The organism is Pseudomonas sp. Gutcm_11s (assembly GCF_028649395.1).
Lineage (GTDB): Bacteria > Pseudomonadota > Gammaproteobacteria > Pseudomonadales > Pseudomonadaceae > Aquipseudomonas.
Map to the genome: position 1 here is coordinate 61,114 of NZ_JAQSUW010000009.1, position 16,816 is coordinate 77,929.

13 protein-coding genes are annotated in these 16,816 nt (G+C 66.7%); 3 read left to right on the plus strand and 10 right to left on the minus strand.

What is annotated here, in order from left to right; all coding sequences use genetic code 11:
* The first annotated feature begins 270 nt into the window (after positions 1–270).
* The 3 genes from eat to eutC are packed head-to-tail and all read left to right on the plus strand — an operon-like array spanning position 271 to position 3,913.
* Positions 271–1,635: an ethanolamine permease gene (gene eat, locus PTT45_RS02930; RefSeq protein ID WP_273811446.1), complete on the plus strand. Its 1,365-nt coding sequence runs from the start codon at positions 271–273 to the stop codon at positions 1,633–1,635.
* A gap of 49 nt (positions 1,636–1,684) precedes the next feature.
* A complete protein-coding gene (locus PTT45_RS02935) occupies positions 1,685–3,079 on the plus strand; it encodes an ethanolamine ammonia-lyase subunit EutB (RefSeq protein ID WP_273811447.1) in 1,395 nt (464 codons plus the stop codon).
* 18 nt (positions 3,080–3,097) lie between these two features.
* Positions 3,098–3,913, plus strand: coding sequence for an ethanolamine ammonia-lyase subunit EutC (eutC, locus tag PTT45_RS02940; protein WP_273811448.1), 816 nt, complete (start codon positions 3,098–3,100; stop codon positions 3,911–3,913).
* A gap of 18 nt (positions 3,914–3,931) precedes the next feature.
* On the opposite strand, the gene PTT45_RS02945 is transcribed toward eutC, so the two are convergent.
* From PTT45_RS02945 to PTT45_RS02990, 10 genes are all read right to left on the minus strand, one after another.
* On the minus strand, positions 3,932–4,693 hold the full coding sequence (locus PTT45_RS02945; RefSeq protein ID WP_273811449.1) for an SDR family NAD(P)-dependent oxidoreductase: 762 nt from the start codon (positions 4,691–4,693) through the stop codon (positions 3,932–3,934).
* A gap of 166 nt (positions 4,694–4,859) precedes the next feature.
* The gene (gene urtE / locus PTT45_RS02950) at positions 4,860–5,558 is read right to left on the minus strand and encodes an urea ABC transporter ATP-binding subunit UrtE (RefSeq protein WP_273811450.1); all 699 of its coding nucleotides are present in this window, start codon (positions 5,556–5,558) and stop codon (positions 4,860–4,862) included.
* Positions 5,559–5,561: 3 nt separating this feature from the next.
* Positions 5,562–6,413 carry an urea ABC transporter ATP-binding protein UrtD gene (gene urtD / locus PTT45_RS02955; RefSeq protein ID WP_273811451.1) on the minus strand — a complete coding sequence of 284 codons (852 nt, stop codon included), beginning with the start codon at positions 6,411–6,413 and terminating at the stop codon, positions 5,562–5,564.
* Positions 6,410–7,501 (minus strand): urea ABC transporter permease subunit UrtC, encoded by a 1,092-nt coding sequence (urtC, locus tag PTT45_RS02960; RefSeq protein ID WP_273811452.1) that lies wholly within the window; start codon positions 7,499–7,501, stop codon positions 6,410–6,412. Before urtC ends, urtD begins: the two co-directional genes overlap by 4 nt.
* On the minus strand, positions 7,501–9,075 hold the full coding sequence (gene urtB, locus PTT45_RS02965; protein WP_273811453.1) for an urea ABC transporter permease subunit UrtB: 1,575 nt from the start codon (positions 9,073–9,075) through the stop codon (positions 7,501–7,503). Before urtB ends, urtC begins: the two co-directional genes overlap by 1 nt.
* 154 nt (positions 9,076–9,229) lie before the next feature.
* Entirely contained in the window at positions 9,230–10,495 is a 1,266-nt protein-coding gene (urtA, locus tag PTT45_RS02970; protein WP_273811454.1) for an urea ABC transporter substrate-binding protein, read from the minus strand.
* 82 nt (positions 10,496–10,577) lie between these two features.
* The gene (locus PTT45_RS02975; protein ID WP_273811455.1) at positions 10,578–11,279 is read right to left on the minus strand and encodes a GntR family transcriptional regulator; all 702 of its coding nucleotides are present in this window, start codon (positions 11,277–11,279) and stop codon (positions 10,578–10,580) included.
* 4 nt (positions 11,280–11,283) lie between these two features.
* Positions 11,284–13,080: an allophanate hydrolase gene (gene atzF / locus PTT45_RS02980; protein ID WP_273811456.1), complete on the minus strand. Its 1,797-nt coding sequence runs from the start codon at positions 13,078–13,080 to the stop codon at positions 11,284–11,286.
* A 157-nt stretch (positions 13,081–13,237) separates the two neighbouring features.
* A complete protein-coding gene (locus PTT45_RS02985) occupies positions 13,238–13,834 on the minus strand; it encodes a MarC family protein (protein ID WP_273811457.1) in 597 nt (198 codons plus the stop codon).
* A gap of 65 nt (positions 13,835–13,899) precedes the next feature.
* Positions 13,900–16,668 (minus strand): response regulator, encoded by a 2,769-nt coding sequence (locus PTT45_RS02990; RefSeq protein ID WP_443218143.1) that lies wholly within the window; start codon positions 16,666–16,668, stop codon positions 13,900–13,902.
* Positions 16,669–16,816: the final 148 nt, after the last annotated feature.

Sequence of the window (16,816 nt, forward strand, 5' to 3'; positions counted from 1 at the left end):
GTTTAGCAATACTCATGCCCCCTCGGCGAAGGCTCTAGATGAGCAAGTTGATCGCCTGATCAGAATGGTTGTGCATTGCCTTGGGGCGGGTGCTCGACGAAATGCACTCATGTGGCGCAAAGCCCGCCGCAGAGCGGCTTGCAGGCCGCCAGACGAGTTGACTCTGCAGCCGTGCGCGGACTTTGCAAGGTCAAGTCTCGGCCGGGGTTGGCTGGATATCCTCGCCAAGCGATCGACGTCTGACGTGGCTCTCACATCGAGGAATTGGCAATGACAACAACGAAACTGAAACCGACCCTCGGCACCCTGCACCTGTGGGGCATCGCCGTGGGTCTGGTGATTTCCGGGGAATATTTTGGCTGGAGCTATGGCTGGGGCGTGGCGGGTACGCTGGGCTTCCTGGTCACCACGCTGATGGTGGCGGCGATGTACAGCTGCTTCATCTTCAGCTTCACCGAACTCACTACCGCAATACCGCACGCCGGTGGGCCCTTCGCCTACAGCCGCCGTGCCTTCGGCCCCACCGGCGGGATGATCGCCGGCATGGCCACCCTGATCGAATTCGTCTTCGCTCCGCCGGCCATCGCCATGGCCATCGGCGCCTACCTCAACGTGCAGTTCCCCGGGCTCGACCCGAAACTGGCGGCGGTCGGTGCCTACCTCATCTTCATGACCCTCAACATCCTCGGCGTCAGCATCGCCGCCACCTTCGAACTGGTGGTCACCGTGCTGGCGGTCGCCGAGTTGCTGGTGTTCATGGGCGTGGTGGCGCCGGGCTTCAGCTTCAGCAACTTCGTGCTCAACGGCTGGGCCGGTAGCGACGTGTTCGGCATGCCGGCCATCGCCGGTATCTTCGCCGCGATTCCGTTCGCCATCTGGTTCTTCCTCGCCATCGAGGGCGCGGCCATGGCCGCCGAGGAAGCCAAGGACCCGAAACGCACCATCCCGCGGGCCTATATCGCCGGCATCCTGACCCTGGTGTTCCTGGCCATGGGCGTGATGGTGATGGCCGGTGGCGTGGGAGACTGGAAGGCCCTGTCCGGCATCAACGACCCGCTGCCGCAGGCGATGAAGGCCGTGGTCGGCGAGAACTCCGGCTGGCTGCACATGCTGGTGTGGATCGGTCTGTTCGGCCTGGTGGCCAGCTTCCACGGCATCATCCTCGGCTACTCCCGGCAGTTCTTCGCCCTGGCTCGCGCAGGCTACCTGCCGCCGGCCCTGGCCAAGTTGTCGCGCTTCCACACTCCGCACCGCGCGATCATCGCCGGTGGCCTGGTCGGTATCGCGGCGATCTACAGCGACGGCCTGATCGCCCTGCAGGGCATGAGCCTGACTGCGGCGATGATCACCATGAGCGTGTTCGGCGCCATCGTCATGTACATCATGAGCATGCTCAGCCTGTTCAAGCTGCGGAAGAGCGAGCCGAACCTGGAGCGCACCTTCAAGGCGCCGGGCTACCCGGTGGTGCCGGGCATCGCCCTGGTCCTGGCGCTGGTGTGCCTGGCCGCGATGATCTGGTTCAACGGCACCATCGCCCTGTTGTTCCTCGGCCTGATGAGCATCGGCATGGTGTACTTCCTGCTGACCGGCGCCCAGCGCGACGCCGTGCCGGCCGACGCTCTGCTGCAACCGTAATGGCTTCACGCCCGCCGGCAACGGCGGGCGCTTGTTTCAGGAGTACTTCATGGCCACATTCGCCCATACCGTCGGCCATCACACCTGGCGCTTCGACAGCCTGCGCGAGGTCATGGCCAAGGCCAGCCCGGCGCGTTCCGGCGACTACCTGGCCGGCGTGGCCGCCAGCAGCGATGCCGAGCGTGTCGCCGCACAGATGGCTCTGGCCAACATCCCGCTCAAGCATTTTCTGAGCGATGCACTGATTCCCTATGAAGACGACGAGATCACCCGGCTGATCATCGACAGCCACGACGCGGCGGCCTTCGCCCCGGTCGCCCACCTGACCGTCGGCGGCTTCCGCGACTGGCTGCTCGGCGAGCGCGCCGACGAGGCCAGCCTGCGCGCCCTGGCGCCGGGGCTGACGCCGGAGATGGCGGCGGCGGTGTCGAAGATCATGCGCGTGCAGGACCTGATCCTGGTGGCGCAGAAGATCCGCGTGGTCACTCGTTTTCGCAACACCATGGGCCTTCGCGGACGCATGTCCACGCGCCTGCAGCCCAACCATCCGACCGACGATCCGTCCGGCATCGCAGCCAGCATTCTCGACGGCCTGCTGTACGGCAACGGCGACGCCATGTTCGGTATCAACCCGGCCACCGACAGCCTGGGCGCGCTGACCGACCTGCTGAAGATGCTCGACGCGATCATTCAGCGCTACGAGATCCCCACCCAGGCCTGCGTGCTGACCCACGTCACCAGCTCCATCGCCGCCATCGAACGCGGTGCCCCGGTCGACCTGGTGTTCCAGTCCATCGCCGGCACCGAGGCGGCCAACGCCGGCTTCGGCATCACCCTGCAGGTGCTGCAGGAGGGCTACGAGGCCGGGCTGTCGCAGAAGCGCGGGACGCTGGGCGACAACCTGATGTACTTCGAGACCGGCCAGGGCAGCGCGCTGTCGGCCAACGCCCACCACGGCGTCGACCAGCAGACCTGCGAGGTGCGCGCCTACGCGGTGGCGCGCCACTACAAGCCGTTCCTGGTGAATACCGTGGTCGGCTTCATCGGCCCGGAGTACCTGTACAACGGCAAGCAGATCATCCGCGCCGGCCTGGAGGACCACTTCTGCGGCAAGCTGCTCGGCGTGCCGATGGGCTGCGACATCTGCTACACCAACCACGCCGAGGCCGACCAGGACGACATGGACACCCTGCTGACCCTGCTCGGTGCGGCCGGCATCAACTTCATCATGGGCATCCCCGGTTCCGACGACGTGATGCTCAACTACCAGACCACCTCGTTCCACGATGCGCTGTACGCCCGCCAACTGCTCGGCCTGCGCCCGGCGCCGGAGTTCGAGCAGTGGCTGGAACGCATGAACATCCTGCACCAGCAGGGCGGCCGCCTGCGCCTCGGCGACCCGGTGCCACCGGCCTTCCGCAATGCCCTGGCGCAACTCGCCTAGTTCTTCTCGCAGGTCCGCATGAGCGATTTCGACGACACCCCCGCCAGCAACCCCTGGGCCGCGCTACGCCGCCTGACCCCGGCGCGCATCGCCCTCGGCCGCGCCGGCACCAGCCTGCCTACCGATGCGCAGCTGGACTTCCAGTTCGCCCATGCCCAGGCGCGCGATGCCGTGCACCTGCCGCTGGATGCCGACGAGCTGGCCGCAGGCCTGACCGAGCGCGGCCACCAGGTACTGCAGTTGCACAGTGCGGCGGCGGACCGGAATACCTACCTGCAGCGCCCCGACCTGGGCCGGCGCCTGGACGCCGCCTCGGCACAGACCCTGCGCGATTATCCGCATGCCCATCCGGGTGGCTACGACCTGGCCGTGGTGATTGCCGACGGCCTCTCGGCCCTGGCCGTGCAGCGCCACAGCCTGGCCTTCCTCGATCGCTGGCAACAGCAGGCCAGCGAGGATGGCTGGACCCTGGCGCCGATCTGCCTGGTGCGCCAGGGACGGGTGGCGGTGGCCGACGAGGTGGCCGAGCTGCTCGGCGCGAAGATGGTGGTGATCCTGATCGGCGAGCGCCCGGGGCTGAGCTCGCCGGACAGCCTCGGCCTGTACTTCACCTATGCGCCGAAGGTCGGTTTGACCGACGCCTTCCGCAACTGCATCTCCAACGTGCGTCTGGAGGGCCTCAGTTACGGCCTGGCCGCGCACAAGCTGCTGTACCTGATGCGCGAGGCCGGGCGGCGCAAGCTGTCGGGCGTGAGCCTCAAGGACGAGGCGGAGGTGCTCAGCCTGGAAGGCGAGGCACCTGCCGCGATCGGCAATTTCCTGGTCGACGACTAGACAGGTTGTGGTCGTCTATCAGTTGTCGCGGTCGACGGCGAAGGATGACCAGGCCTGGCGCGACGGCATGATCTCCAGGCGGTTGATGTTGATGTGCGCCGGCAGGGTGGCGACGTAGAAGATCTGCTCGGCGATGTCCTCGGCGCTCAGCGGCGTGGTGGTGGAGTACATCGCGTCGGAGGCGGCCTGGTTGCCCTTGGTGCGCACCAGGGTGAACTCGGTCTCGGCCATGCCCGGGGCGATGTCGGTGACGCGCACGCCGGTGGATACCAGGTCGCAGCGTAGGTTGAAGCCGAACTGTTTGACGAAGGCCTTGGTCGCGCCATACACGTGGCCGCCCGGATAAGGCCATTCACCGGCGACCGAGCCGATGTTGATGATGCTGGTGCCCTTGCCGATTTCCACCAGGGTCGGCAGCAACGCGTGGGTGACGTTGACCAGGCCGGTGATGTTGGTGTCGATCATGGTGTGCCAGTCCTCCAGCGCCACCTTCTGCGCCGGCTCGGGCGCCAGCGCCAGGCCGGCGTTGTTGACCAGCACGGTGACGCGACGGAAGGCCGGCGGCAGCTCGGCGACCACCTGTTGCACGGCGGCAGCGTCACGCACATCGAGGGTGGCGATGTGTACCTGCACCTTGGCGCCCAGCTCGGCCTGCAGCTCCTGCAGACGCTCGAGGCGGCGGCCGGACAGCACCAGCGACCAGCCGGCCTCGGCGAAGCGGCGGGCGGTGGCGCGGCCGAAGCCGGAGGTGGCACCAGTGATGAAAACCACATTGCTCATGAGTCGATCCCCTGATGGTCATGGCACTGCGCGCATGGCGCAGGAAGCGGGTGTCTGAGACGACGAACCCGTCTGGAATGGGCGCGCACGGCGGGGCCGGCGCCTGAGCGCGCAATGGTAAGGGCGTGGTCGGGCTATGCCTACCCGCAGCCGGGGCGACCTTGGTCTAGATCGCCACCAGACCGCGCACGCCGTCGGCCTCCATGGTCTCGCCACGGCCTTGCTGGACGATCTCGCCACGGCTCATCACCAGATACTGGTCGGCCAGTTCGGCGGCGAAGTCGTAGAACTGCTCGACCAGCAGGATGGCCATATCGCCGCGTTCCGCGAGTTTTCTGATGACCACGCCGATCTCCTTGATCACCGAGGGCTGGATGCCTTCGGTGGGCTCGTCGAGAATCAGCAGGCGCGGCTTGCTGGCCAGCGCGCGGCCGATGGCCAGCTGTTGCTGCTGGCCGCCGGAGAGGTCGCCGCCACGACGCTGCTTCATCTCGCGCAGCACCGGGAACAGCTCATAGATGAACTCGGGAACGGTCTTGGCCTCGCTGGCGCCGAAACGCGAAAGGCCCATCAGCAGATTCTCTTCCACGGTCAGGCGCGGGAAGATCTCGCGGCCCTGCGGCACGTAGGCGATGCCGGCATGCACGCGCTGGTGCGGCTTGTGGCCGTTGATGGTCTGGCCTTCCCAGGCAATGCTGCCTTCCTTGGCCGGGATCAGGCCCATCAGGCATTTCAGCAGGGTGGTCTTGCCCACGCCGTTGCGGCCGAGCAGGCAGGTGACTTCGCCGATCTTCGCCTCGAAGCTCAGGCCGCGCAGGATATGGCTGCCGCCGTAGTACTGGTGGAGTTTGTCGACTTGCAGCATGGTTCAGCGCCCCAGATAGACTTCGATAACGCGTTCGTTGGCCTGCACTTCTTCCAGTGAGCCCTCGGCCAGCACGCTGCCCTGATGCAGCACGGTGACGTGGTCGGCGATGCTGCCGACGAAGCCCATGTCGTGCTCCACCACCATCAGCGAGTGCTTGCGCGCCAGCGACTTGAACAGCTCGGCGGTGAACTCGGTCTCGGCATCGGTCATGCCCGCCACCGGCTCGTCGAGCAGCAGCAGTTGCGGGTCCTGGACCAGCAGCATGCCGATCTCGAGGAACTGCTTCTGGCCGTGCGACAGCAGTCCGGCGGGGCGATGACGCGAGCTCTCCAGGCGGATGGTGCTGAGCACTTCCTCGATACGGTCCTTCTGCGCGCCGGAGAGTTTGGCGCGCAGGCTGGCCCATACCGACTTGTCGGTTTTCAGCGCCAGCTCCAGGTTCTCGAACACGCTGAGCGCCTCGAACACCGTGGGCTTCTGGAACTTGCGGCCGATGCCGGCCTGGGCGATCTCGACCTCGCTCATCTGCGTCAGGTCGAGGGTGTCGCCGAAGTAGGCGACGCCATTGTCCGGGCGGGTCTTGCCGGTGATCACGTCCATCATGGTGGTCTTGCCGGCGCCGTTGGGGCCGATGATGCAGCGCAGTTCGCCGACGCCGATGTACAGGTTGAGGTCGGTGATCGCGCGGAAGCCGTCGAAGCTGACGTTGATGCCTTCCAGGGTCAGGATGGTGCCGTGGCGCACATCCAGGCCCTTGGCCGCGGCGCTGCCGAGGCCGAGCGCATCTCGGCCGCTGCCGGCCGGGTCGAAGGCGGGTTCGAGCATGAATTCGGGTACCGGAGCGGCTCTCATTGGTCCTTCTCCTTCTTGATCAGGCCGATCACGCCTTTCGGCAGGAACAGGGTGATGACGATGAATAGCGCGCCCAGGGCGAACAGCCAGTACTCGGGGAAGGCCACGGTGAACCAGCTCTTCATGCCGTTGACCAGGCCGGCGCCGAGCAGCGGGCCGATCAGGGTGCCGCGTCCGCCGAGGGCGACCCAGATGGCGGCCTCGATGGAGTTGGTCGGTGACATTTCGCTGGGGTTGATGATGCCCACCTGCGGCACGTACAGCGCGCCAGCCAGGCCACACAAAACGGCGGAGAGCACCCAGATAAACAGCTTGTAGCCGCGTGGGTCGTAGCCGCAGAACATCAGGCGGTTTTCCGCGTCGCGCAGGGCGGTCAGCACCCGGCCGAACTTGCTGCGCGCGAGCATGAAGCCCAGCGCCAGGCTGCCAGCCAGCAGCAGCACGGTGGCCAGGAACAGCGTGGCGCGGGTGCCCGGCGCGGTGATATCGAAGCCGAGAATCGTGCGGAAGTTGGTGAAGCCGTTGTTGCCGCCGAAGCCAGTCTCGTTGCGGAAGAACAGCAGCATGCCGGCGAAGGTCAGCGCCTGGGTCATGATCGAGAAGTACACACCTTTGATCCGCGAGCGGAAGGCGAAGAAGCCGAACACCAGGGCCAGCAGGCCGGGCGCCAGCACCACCAGGCACATGGCCCAGAGGAAGTTGCTGGTGCCGTACCAGTACCAGGGCAGCTCGCTCCAGGCGAGGAAGCTCATGAAGGCCGGCAGGCCGTCACCGGCGCTCTGGCGCATCAGGTACATGCCCATGGCGTAGCCGCCGAGGGCGAAGAACAGGCCATGGCCGAGTGAGAGCATGCCGGCGTAGCCCCAGACCAGATCGAGTGCCAAGGCGACGATGGCGTAGCAGAGGATCTTGCCGACCAGGGTCAGGCCATAGGCGGAAACGTGCAGGGCGTTGTCAGCCGGCAGCAGGTGCAGCAGCGGCATGGCCAGCAGCACCAGCAGAACCAGGCCGAGCACGGCCAGCGAGGCCTTTGGCCCCAGCGCGTTGCTGGCGCGGGCGAGCAGCGTTTGATTGAGTGGCATGGTCATCAGTCGATCACCCGTCCCTTGAGAGCGAAGAGGCCTTGCGGACGTTTCTGGATGAACAGAATGATCAGCGCGAGGATCAGGATCTTGCCGAGCACGGCGCCGATCTGCGGCTCCAGCAGTTTGTTGGCGATGCCCAGGCCGAAGGCGGCCAGCACGCTACCGGCCAACTGGCCGACACCGCCGAGCACCACCACCAGGAAGGAGTCGATGATGTAGCTCTGGCCCAGGTCCGGGCCGACGTTGCCGATCTGCGACAGCGCTACGCCACCGAGGCCGGCGATGCCGGAGCCAAGGCCGAAGGCGAGCATGTCCACCTGGCCGGTCGGCACGCCGCAGCAGGCTGCCATGTTGCGGTTCTGCGTCACGGCGCGGACGTTGAGACCCAGGCGGGTCTTGTTCAGCAGCAGCCAGGTCAAGGCAACCACAAAGAGCGCGAAGCCGATGATCACCATGCGGCTATACGGCAGCACCAGGTTGGGCAGCACCTGCACGCCGCCGGACAGCCAGCCGGGGTTGGCCACTTCGACGTTCTGCGCGCCGAAGATCACCCGCACGGCCTGGATCAGGATCAGGCTGATGCCCCAGGTCGCCAGCAGGGTTTCCAGCGGGCGACCGTAGAGGTGGCGGATCACCGTGCGCTCCAGCGCCATGCCGATGGCAGCGGTGACGAAGAAGGCCACCGGCAGCGCCGCCAGCGGGTAGAGGGCGAGATAGCCGGGGGCGAATTTCTGGAAGGCGATCTGCACCATGTAGGTGGTGTAGGCGCCGAGCATCAGCATCTCGCCGTGGGCCATGTTGATCACCCCGAGCAGGCCGAAGGTGATGGCGAGACCGAGGGCGGCCAGCAGCAGGATCGAGCCGAGGCTCAGGCCGCTGAAGGCCTGGCCGAGCAGCTCGCCGACCAGCAGGCGCCGCTTGACCTGGGCCAGGCTGGTCTCGGCGGCGGTGCGGACTGCGGCGTCGCTCTCCACGCCTTCGGCCAACAGGCCCTCCAGGCGGGTGCGGGCCAGTGGGTCGCCGCTCTCGCCGAGCAGGCGCACGGCGCTCAGGCGTACGGCCGGGTCGGGGTCGACCAGCTGCAGGTTGGCCAGGGCCAGCGCCAGGGCGGCGCGCACGCCGTCGTCCTGTTCGCCGGCGACGCGGGCGTTGAGCAGTTCCAGCTGCGCCGGCTTGGCGCTCTTCTGCAGCTGTTGGGCGGCGGCCAGGCGCGTGGCTGCATTGTCGGCGAGCAGTTGCTGGCTGGCTTGCACGTTGGCCAGCAGGCCGCGCAGGCGGTTGTTCAGGCGCAGCTTCTTCGGCGTGCCTTCGGCAGTGGCAGCCGCTTCGGCGGCTTGCCAGGCACCGTCGACTTCATAGAAGGCGGCCTTGCTCGCATCGACGCCGACGCGGCCCTGCTGCAGGGCATCGAGCAGCGGTTGGCGAGTGGCATCGGGTTGTGCGGCCCAGCTCTCGAGGAGCTTGGCCTGCTTGGCCGGGTTGGCGGCGACGAAATCATTGGCGTCGCCCGCCTCGGTGGTCAGCGGCACGATCAGCAGTGCCAGTGACAGCAGAAAGGGAATCAGGGCAGTGGGCATTCCAGGGTCCTTGGAGTGAACAGGACGAAACCTTCCCGTGGCGCGGGATAGGGTGGCGAGGCGGAAAGATCCGCCCCTCCGTCCCCACCGCCAGCGGCGGCGGGGCAGGCTGCTCAGGCGAGCCGGAAAACGGGCTCGGCTCGCCGCAGGCCTGTCAGTTGCTCTTCACCGCGTAGTCCGGCTTCTTGTCGTTGCCGGGGATGAAGGGGCTCCACGGCTGGGCGCGCAGCGGGCCTTCGGTCTGCCAGACGATGGAGAACTGACCGTCTTCCTGGACTTCGCCGATCATCACCGGCTTGTGCAGGTGGTGGTTGGTCTTGTCCATGGTCAGGGTGTAGCCGCTCGGCGCGGCGAAGGTCTGGCCGGCCAGGGCCTCGCGGACCTTGTCGACTTCGGTGGTGCCGGCTTTCTCGACGGCCTGGGCCCACATGTTGATGCCGACGTAGGTGGCTTCCATCGGGTCGTTGGTCACTGCGGTCTGGTAGTTCGGCAGGTTCTTGGCCTTGGCGTAGGCCTTCCACTTGTCGACGAAGGCGCTGTTGACCGAGTTGTCCACCGACTGGAAGTAGTTCCAGGCGGCCAGCTGGCCTACCAGCGGCTTGGTGTCGATGCCGCGCAGTTCTTCCTCGCCCACCGAGAAGGCCACCACCGGGATGTCGGTGGCTTCGATGCCCTGGTTGGCCAGTTCCTTGTAGAACGGCACGTTGGAGTCGCCGTTGACGGTGGAGATCACCGCAGTCTTGCCGCCGGCGGAGAACTTCTTGATGTTGGCGACGATGGTTTGATAGTCGCTATGACCGAAGGGGGTGTAGACCTCTTCGATGTCCTTGTCGGCCACGCCTTTGCTGTGCAGGAAGCTGCGCAGGATCTTGTTGGTGGTGCGCGGGTAGACGTAGTCGGTGCCCAGCAGGAAGTAGCGCTTGGCGCCGCCGCCGTCTTCGCTCATCAGGTATTCCACGGCCGGGATCGCCTGCTGGTTCGGCGCGGCGCCGGTGTAGAACACGTTCGGCGACATCTCTTCGCCTTCGTACTGCACCGGGTAGAACAGCAGGCCGTTGAGCTCCTCGAACACCGGCAGCACGGATTTGCGCGATACCGAGGTCCAGCAGCCGAAGACCACGTCGACCTTGTCCTGAGTCAGCAGCTGGCGCGCCTTCTCGGCGAACAGCGGCCAGTTGGAGGCCGGGTCGACCACCACCGCTTCCAGCTGCTTGCCGTTGACGCCGCCCTTGGCGTTGATCTCGTCGATGGTCATCAACGCCATGTCTTTCAGCGAGGTCTCGGAGATCGCCATGGTGCCGGACAGCGAGTGCAGGATGCCGACCTTGATGGTCTCGGCGGCCTGTACGGTCCAGGTCATGCCCATGGCGGCGATGGATGCGGAAAGGGTGAAGGCCTTGATCAGGCTGCGACGTTGCATAGTGCGATCTCCATTCACGAACTGAGTGTTGAACTGCTTGCTTGTAGTTATCCGTTTTGGCAGTAGAACCAAGGCCTTTGCCTCAGCCCTGCGTCGCCTGCGCCTTCTGCCGGGCGCTGTGCAACATGTGCAGGGTGATCTTGCGCACTTCCGCCTTGCTCTCCTCGATATGAGCCTTGAGCAATAGCTGTGCCTCTTCGCAGTGGCGCGTGAGAATTGCGCCAAGAATCCGTCCGTGTTCCTCGTAGGTGGCGGCAATCCGTGGCGCCTGGGTGAAGTCCAGGCGCCTTAGAATGCGGATCTTCTCGGTGACCTCGTGGTGCACGCGGGTCATCTCGCGGTTGCCGCCGGCCTCGACCAGCAGGCAGTGGAACTGTTCGTCGAGCAGGGAAACCGCCCTGCCATCCGCCAGGCGCTGCTCGGGTTGCACCATCCAGGTGCGCTCAAGCTGCTGCAGTGCGGGGTTGGGCTCGACTTCGGGGCGCTGGCACAGGCGGCGCACCGCCTCCAGTTCGAGCAGGATGCGCAGGTCGTAGAGTTCCTCGAACTGCTCCAGGTCCAGTGGGCTGACCTGCCAGCCGCTGCGGAAGTGCACCTGCACATGGCCCTCGCGCTGCAGGCGATACAGGGCCTGGCGCACAGGCGTGCGGCTGACCGCCATGCGCTCGGCCACCTCGCCCTCGCTGAAGCGATCGCCCGGCAGCAGGCGGAATTCGAAGATGTCCTCCTTGAGCTGCCGGTGGATGCCATCGGCCAGGCTGGGCGGCGCGACGCGTGGTGGCATCGGTTCAGCCCTGCTGGCTGGCGATGAACGCGCGCCAGCCGCCGAAGCTGGTGATGTCGCGGGCACCTGCCAGCGCGTAGGGCTCGCAGATGAAGCCCTTGACCCAGCGCCCGTCGGCCAGCTGCAGGTTGCCGATGCCCAGTGGCGGCGGGATCTCGGCGACGAGCTCGCCGAAGCGCGCCTGCGGCACGTCCCATAGCTCGACGATGATCTGCGCGCCATCCTCGGCGACCCGCGCCAGCCCCGGCTTGGGCGGCACGGTGCCGGGCAGGGCGTAGAGCCGGTAGTCGGCCGAACTGGTGGTCTGCTCGACCAGCACCGCGTCGCGGGTGGCGAGCTGGAAGTTCAGCGGCATGCCGGTGAGGTGCGCACCGACCACGGCCACGCGGATGCAGCCCGGCGCCTGGGGCGCTGCGGCTTGGGCCGGCAGCGGCCGGCCGGTGGCGCCCAGCGGCAGAGCGAGGAGCTCCTGCCAGCGCCGGCCGAGCGCGGCCAGGGCCTGGTCGTGCCAGGCCGGGGCGATCAGGGTGATGCCGGCCGGCAGGCCGTCTTCGCGGAAGCCGGCGGGCAGGGCCAGGGCGGAGAGGTCGGCGAGGTTGGTGAAGTTGGTGTAGGTGCCGAACTGGCTGTTGAACAGCACCGGCTCGGCTTCCATCTCGGCCAGGGTGCGAATGGTCGGCGAGGTCGGCACCAGCAGGGCGTCGAAGCCGGCCAGGGCCTCGTTGATGGTGCGGCTCAGCTCGGCGCGGATGTACTCGGCCTTGTAGGCGTCGCAGGCGCTGTACTTGTAGCCGTTCTCGACGATGCCGCGTACCACCGGGTTGATGTGCGCCGCGTCGACGTCTTCCACCGCCACCGTACGCTCGGCGACCCAGGAGCCGTAGTAGAGCTGCTCGGCCAGTTGCTGGAAGGGCGTGAAGTCGATCTCCACCAGCTCGGCGCCCAGCTCGCGCAGCTTGCCCAGCGCCTGCTCGAAGACCAGCTGGTTCTGCGCATCGCCGAAGAACTCGGGCGTGGCCGGCACGGCCAGGCGAGGTTTGGCCGGCATGCCGACCTTGGCGCTGACCGGGTTCTTGCGACTGTAGGCGTCGCTGGCATCGAAGCCGCCGGCGATGTTGGCCACGGCCTGGGCGTCGGCCACGGTCAGGGCGAATACCGAGATGCAATCCAGGGTGCGGCAGGCCGGGACCAGGCCGCTGTTGGACAGCCAACCCTTGGTCGGCTTGAGCCCGACGATGTTGTTGAAACCGGCCGGCACGCGGCCGGAGCCGGCGGTGTCGGTGCCCAGGGCGAACACCACCAGGCCGCGCGCCACGCTGCTGGCCGAGCCCGAGCTGGAGCCGCCGCTGACATAGTCCGCATTGAAGCTGTTGGGCACTGCGCCATAGGGCGAGCGGGTGCCGACCAGGCCGGTGGCGAACTGGTCGAGGTTGGTCTTGCTGATCAGGATGGCGCCGGCGGCGCGCAGCTTGGCGACCACCGTGGCGTCGTGCTCGGCGACGTAGGCGAACTCGGGGCAGGCGGCGGTGGTGGGCCAGCCGGCGGCATCGATGTTGTCCTTGATGGCGAAGGGCACGCCATACAGCGGCAGCTTGTTCAGGTCACCGCCGGCGGCGGCCAGGCGCTCGGCCAGCTGGTCGAGCTGCGCCTGCAGCTGGGCCGGGGTGGCCAGGCTGATCCAGGCCGGATCGTCGCTGCTCAGTTCGGCGAGGAGCTCGGCGAGCGCCTCGGGTTGCAGGTTGTCGGTGCGATAGGCCGCTTGCCATTCGCCCAGGGTCCAGCCGAATCCGCGATGGGACATCTTCCTAGATTCCTTCTTGTATCCAAGTTGATGTCCGAGAAGCGAAAGCTATGCCATGTTCGTAAGTGGCTGACGTGGAAGGATTTGTTGCGAGGGGAAGGTGGGGCGGCGAGGGCGAGCTGCCCCGTTTGGGGGCCGCGCGCCCGGCGCTGGTGCGTCAGGGGCGCAGGTAGCCCTGGACGCCGGTGAAGATGATTTGCGCGGCCAGGGCGCAGACGAACAGGCCCATCAGGCGGCTGAGGATCTGCAGGCCCTGCTGGCCGAGCAGGCGTTCGACCCGGTCGGACAGGTAGAGCACGATGCCGACCGTGGCACTGGCGATGCCGATGGCGAGGATGGCTGCCACCTTGTCATCCCATTCCGGCTGGCTGATGCCCATCACCAGTAGCGCACCGATGGTGCCGGGGCCGACGGTGAGCGGGATGGTCAGCGGCACGATGGTGACGTCCTGCTGCACATTGTCGGCCTGCACCGCCGACTTGCCCTGGGCCATGCCCAGCGCCGAGATGAACAGTACCGAGCCTGCGCCGATGCGGAAGGCGTCGGCGGTGATGCCGAAGATTTCGAAGATGGTCTGGCCGAACAGGTACAGCAGCACGCTGGCGATCAGGGTGCCGAAGGCTACTTTCCACGCCAGCTTCTTGCGCTCCTTGACGCTGTAGCCCGGCGTCAGGCCGATGAAGCACGACAGCACGAAGAACGGGCTGTAGAGGACCAGCATCTTCAGATAAACGGTGAACAGCAGCGACAGCATGGACAGGGCTCTTCAGGGGCAGACGGGCACAGCATAGAAGGCGATGGTCGGCCACCGCCAGCCTATCAGGAGGGCAGGGCGTCGCGCTGGCGGCGGTCGCGCTCTGAGACCCAGTGGGCGACCAGTTCGCGCAGCTGCGACATTTCCACCGGCTTGGACATGTGCCCGTCCATGCCGACCTGGCGCGCACGCTCCTTGTGTTCGGCGAGGATATGCGCGGTCAGCGCCACCACTGGCGTGCGGCTGCGGCGCTCGCGCTGTTCCCACTCGCGCAGGCGTTCGGTGGCGGAGAAACCATCGAGCACCGGCATCTCGCAGTCCATCAGCACCAGGTCGTACTGCTGCTCCTGCATCGCACGCAGGGCTTCCTCGCCGTTGCTGGCGGTGTCCGGGCGCAGGTTGAGCTTGTTGAGCATGCCGCGGATCACCTTGGTGGAGATGCTGTTGTCCTCGGCGACCAGGATGCGGAAGTCTTCCGGCACCTGCAGGGTGCTGGTGTCGACGTGCGGCAGCTGTGGCACGCCGGCCTGGCGCTGGGCCAGTTCGTCGGCCAGGGTGGTCTTCAGCGTGTAGCCGGCCACCGGCTTGGCCAGGATGCGCTTGATCCCGGCGTTGCGCGCGATGATCTTGCTCGGCGCGTTGCTGATGCCGGTGAGCATGATCAGCAGGATGTCGTGGTTGAGGTTGGGGTCTTCCTTGATCTTGGCCGCCAGCTGCATGCCGGTCATGCCGGGCATCTCCTGGTCGAGCAGGACAGCGTCGAAGAACTCGCGCAGGTGCGCCTTGGTGCGCAGCAGGGCCAGAGCTTCCTTGCCGGAGGCCACCACGCTGACCTGCAGGCCCCAGGCGGTACATTGCTGCTGCAGTACCTTGCGGCAGGTCTCGTTGTCGTCCACCACCAGCAGGCGTGCGCCCTGCAGCGGGCCGTCGAGGTCGGCGGTGGGCTGCTCCAGGCGCTGCGGGTCAAGCGGCAGGGTCAACCACAGGGTGCTACCCGCATTGTTGCCGCTCTGCACGCCGAACTCGCCTTCCATCAGACGCACCAGCTGGCGCGCGATGATCAGGCCGAGGCGACCGCCGAGCTTGCTGGCGCTGAGGAAGTCGCTGCTGTGCAGCTGGGTGTTGAGCAGAGCGTCGCGCTCGCTGGCCTCCAGCGGGCGGCCGCTGTCCTGCACGGCGATGCGCAGGCGCGGCTCGTTGCCCTCGGTGTCCAGCGCCGCCACCAGCAGGATCTCGCCCTCGTCGGTCTGGCGGAAGGCGTTGTCGAGCAGGCTCATGAGAATCTGCCGCAGGCGCGTCGGGTCGCCGCTGATCACCCGCGGGACCTGCGGCTGGGTGAAGCTGATCAGCTCGACCTGCTGCTGCTCGGCCTTGGCGCGGAAGATGTCCAGGCAGTCGTCGATCAGCGCGTTGAGGTCGAACTGCACGTCGTCCAGTTCGATCTGCCCCGACTCCAGCTTGGAGATGTCGAGAATCTCGTTGATCAGCGTGAGCAGCTCGTTGCCGGAGCTGTGGATGGTCTGCACGTAGTCGCGCTGCTTGGCCGACAGCGGCGTGCCCAGCAGCAGCTCGGTCATGCCCAGCACGCCGTTCATGGGCGTGCGGATCTCGTGGCTGATCTTGGCCAGGAACTCGGCCTTGGTCTTCATCTCGGCGCTGGTGGCCGCCTCGCTGGTGCGCTGCGACAGGGTCTCGTTCTGGATCTGCCGCTGGCGCTCGGCCAGGGCGATGCTGAGGATCAGGCCGGCGACCATGGCCACGCTGAACAGGCTGAGCACCAGCCAGCCGGGGTTGAGCTGGTCGAAGCCGAACAGCACCGGACCGAGGGTGGCGAAGCCCAGGCAGAACACGACCAGGCCGGCGAAGACCAGGCGGGCCGGTTGGTAGCCGGCGCGCCAGTGGATGAAGGCCACAGCCGGCACGGTGACGATGGCCAGCACCATCAGGCCGTAGACCAGCCAGCTCTGCCAGAACAGACCGGTGAAGGCGATCATGGCGGCCGCTGCGGCGATCAGGACGAACTCGGCGTGCAGGATGTGGCGCAGCGGGCTGAGCTCGGCGGCGGTGCCGGTGAAGAAACAGCGGGTGTAACCGAGCAGGCACAGGGCCGCGCCGAATGCCGACAGGTCGGCGACCAGCGACTGGTTGTAGTTCTGCTCCGGCAGCAGCAGGGCGAGCAGGCCGATATTGGCCGTGGCGCACAGGGCCAGGGAGACATGCATGCCGGCCAGCCAGAGGTTGCTGGCAGCGGGCGAGTAGGCGGTGCGCAGCAGGTTGAACAGGGCCAGCAGGAGCAGGCCGCCGAGCAGGGCGCCGAACAGGTAGGCGGGTTTCTCCTGGGCTACCAGTTCCGACTCGTCCATTACCTTGAACCACATCATCAGCGCGTGGTTGGAGGTCATGCGCAGGTAGGCGGTGCGCGGCAGGTTGTCGTTGGGCAGGTTGAACAGGTAGGCGCGCGACGGCAGCGGACGCGAGCTCAGGGTCAGCGCTTCGCCGGTGCGTTGCTGCTGCTCGACCACGCCATCCTTGACCAGGTAGAAGTCCAGGTACTGCACGCGCGGAGCGAACAGCCACAACCAGTGGGGCGAGGCGAGGGCGCGGGTGTCGACTTTCAGCCAGATGGCCTGGGGAGAAGCGGGGAGGGTGAAGGCGAGGCGGTCGAGCGGCTGGAAGCGCGAACTCTGCGCCTGGACGTCCTTGAAGGTCAGCTGTGCCGACTTGTCCAGCAGGATCGACCAGCTCTCTGTGGTGCTTTCCTGTGGCGCAGCCGAGACCGTCAGAGCCATGAACAGGCTGACGATGAGTCCTGTGGCGATCCAGAGCCGGCGCACGATGGAATCCCTTCTTCGATAGATTTCCGGATTATAGCTACGGGCCGTGGACAAAAGGCACCCATGGCCGCCTCGTGAACGGGAGCTTTACCGCATATTTACTCGCTTTGCGCCATCAATCGACACAGGTTGGCCGCCGTGGCAGGCG

Excerpts from the sequence above, each read along its gene's own strand:
- eat (WP_273811446.1), top strand. The coding sequence starts at position 271 with ATGACAACAACGAAACTGAAACCGACCCTCGGCACCCTGCACCTGTGG.
- atzF (WP_273811456.1), bottom strand. The coding sequence starts at position 13,080 with ATGTCCCATCGCGGATTCGGCTGGACCCTGGGCGAATGGCAAGCGGCC.
- urtE (WP_273811450.1), bottom strand. The coding sequence starts at position 5,558 with ATGCTGCAAGTCGACAAACTCCACCAGTACTACGGCGGCAGCCATATC.
- PTT45_RS02935 (WP_273811447.1), top strand. The coding sequence starts at position 1,685 with ATGGCCACATTCGCCCATACCGTCGGCCATCACACCTGGCGCTTCGAC.
- urtD (WP_273811451.1), bottom strand. The coding sequence starts at position 6,413 with ATGAGAGCCGCTCCGGTACCCGAATTCATGCTCGAACCCGCCTTCGAC.
- PTT45_RS02945 (WP_273811449.1), bottom strand. The coding sequence starts at position 4,693 with ATGAGCAATGTGGTTTTCATCACTGGTGCCACCTCCGGCTTCGGCCGC.
- PTT45_RS02975 (WP_273811455.1), bottom strand. The coding sequence starts at position 11,279 with ATGCCACCACGCGTCGCGCCGCCCAGCCTGGCCGATGGCATCCACCGG.
- urtB (WP_273811453.1), bottom strand. The coding sequence starts at position 9,075 with ATGCCCACTGCCCTGATTCCCTTTCTGCTGTCACTGGCACTGCTGATC.
- urtC (WP_273811452.1), bottom strand. The coding sequence starts at position 7,501 with ATGACCATGCCACTCAATCAAACGCTGCTCGCCCGCGCCAGCAACGCG.
- urtA (WP_273811454.1), bottom strand. The coding sequence starts at position 10,495 with ATGCAACGTCGCAGCCTGATCAAGGCCTTCACCCTTTCCGCATCCATC.
- eutC (WP_273811448.1), top strand. The coding sequence starts at position 3,098 with ATGAGCGATTTCGACGACACCCCCGCCAGCAACCCCTGGGCCGCGCTA.
- PTT45_RS02985 (WP_273811457.1), bottom strand. The coding sequence starts at position 13,834 with ATGCTGTCGCTGCTGTTCACCGTTTATCTGAAGATGCTGGTCCTCTAC.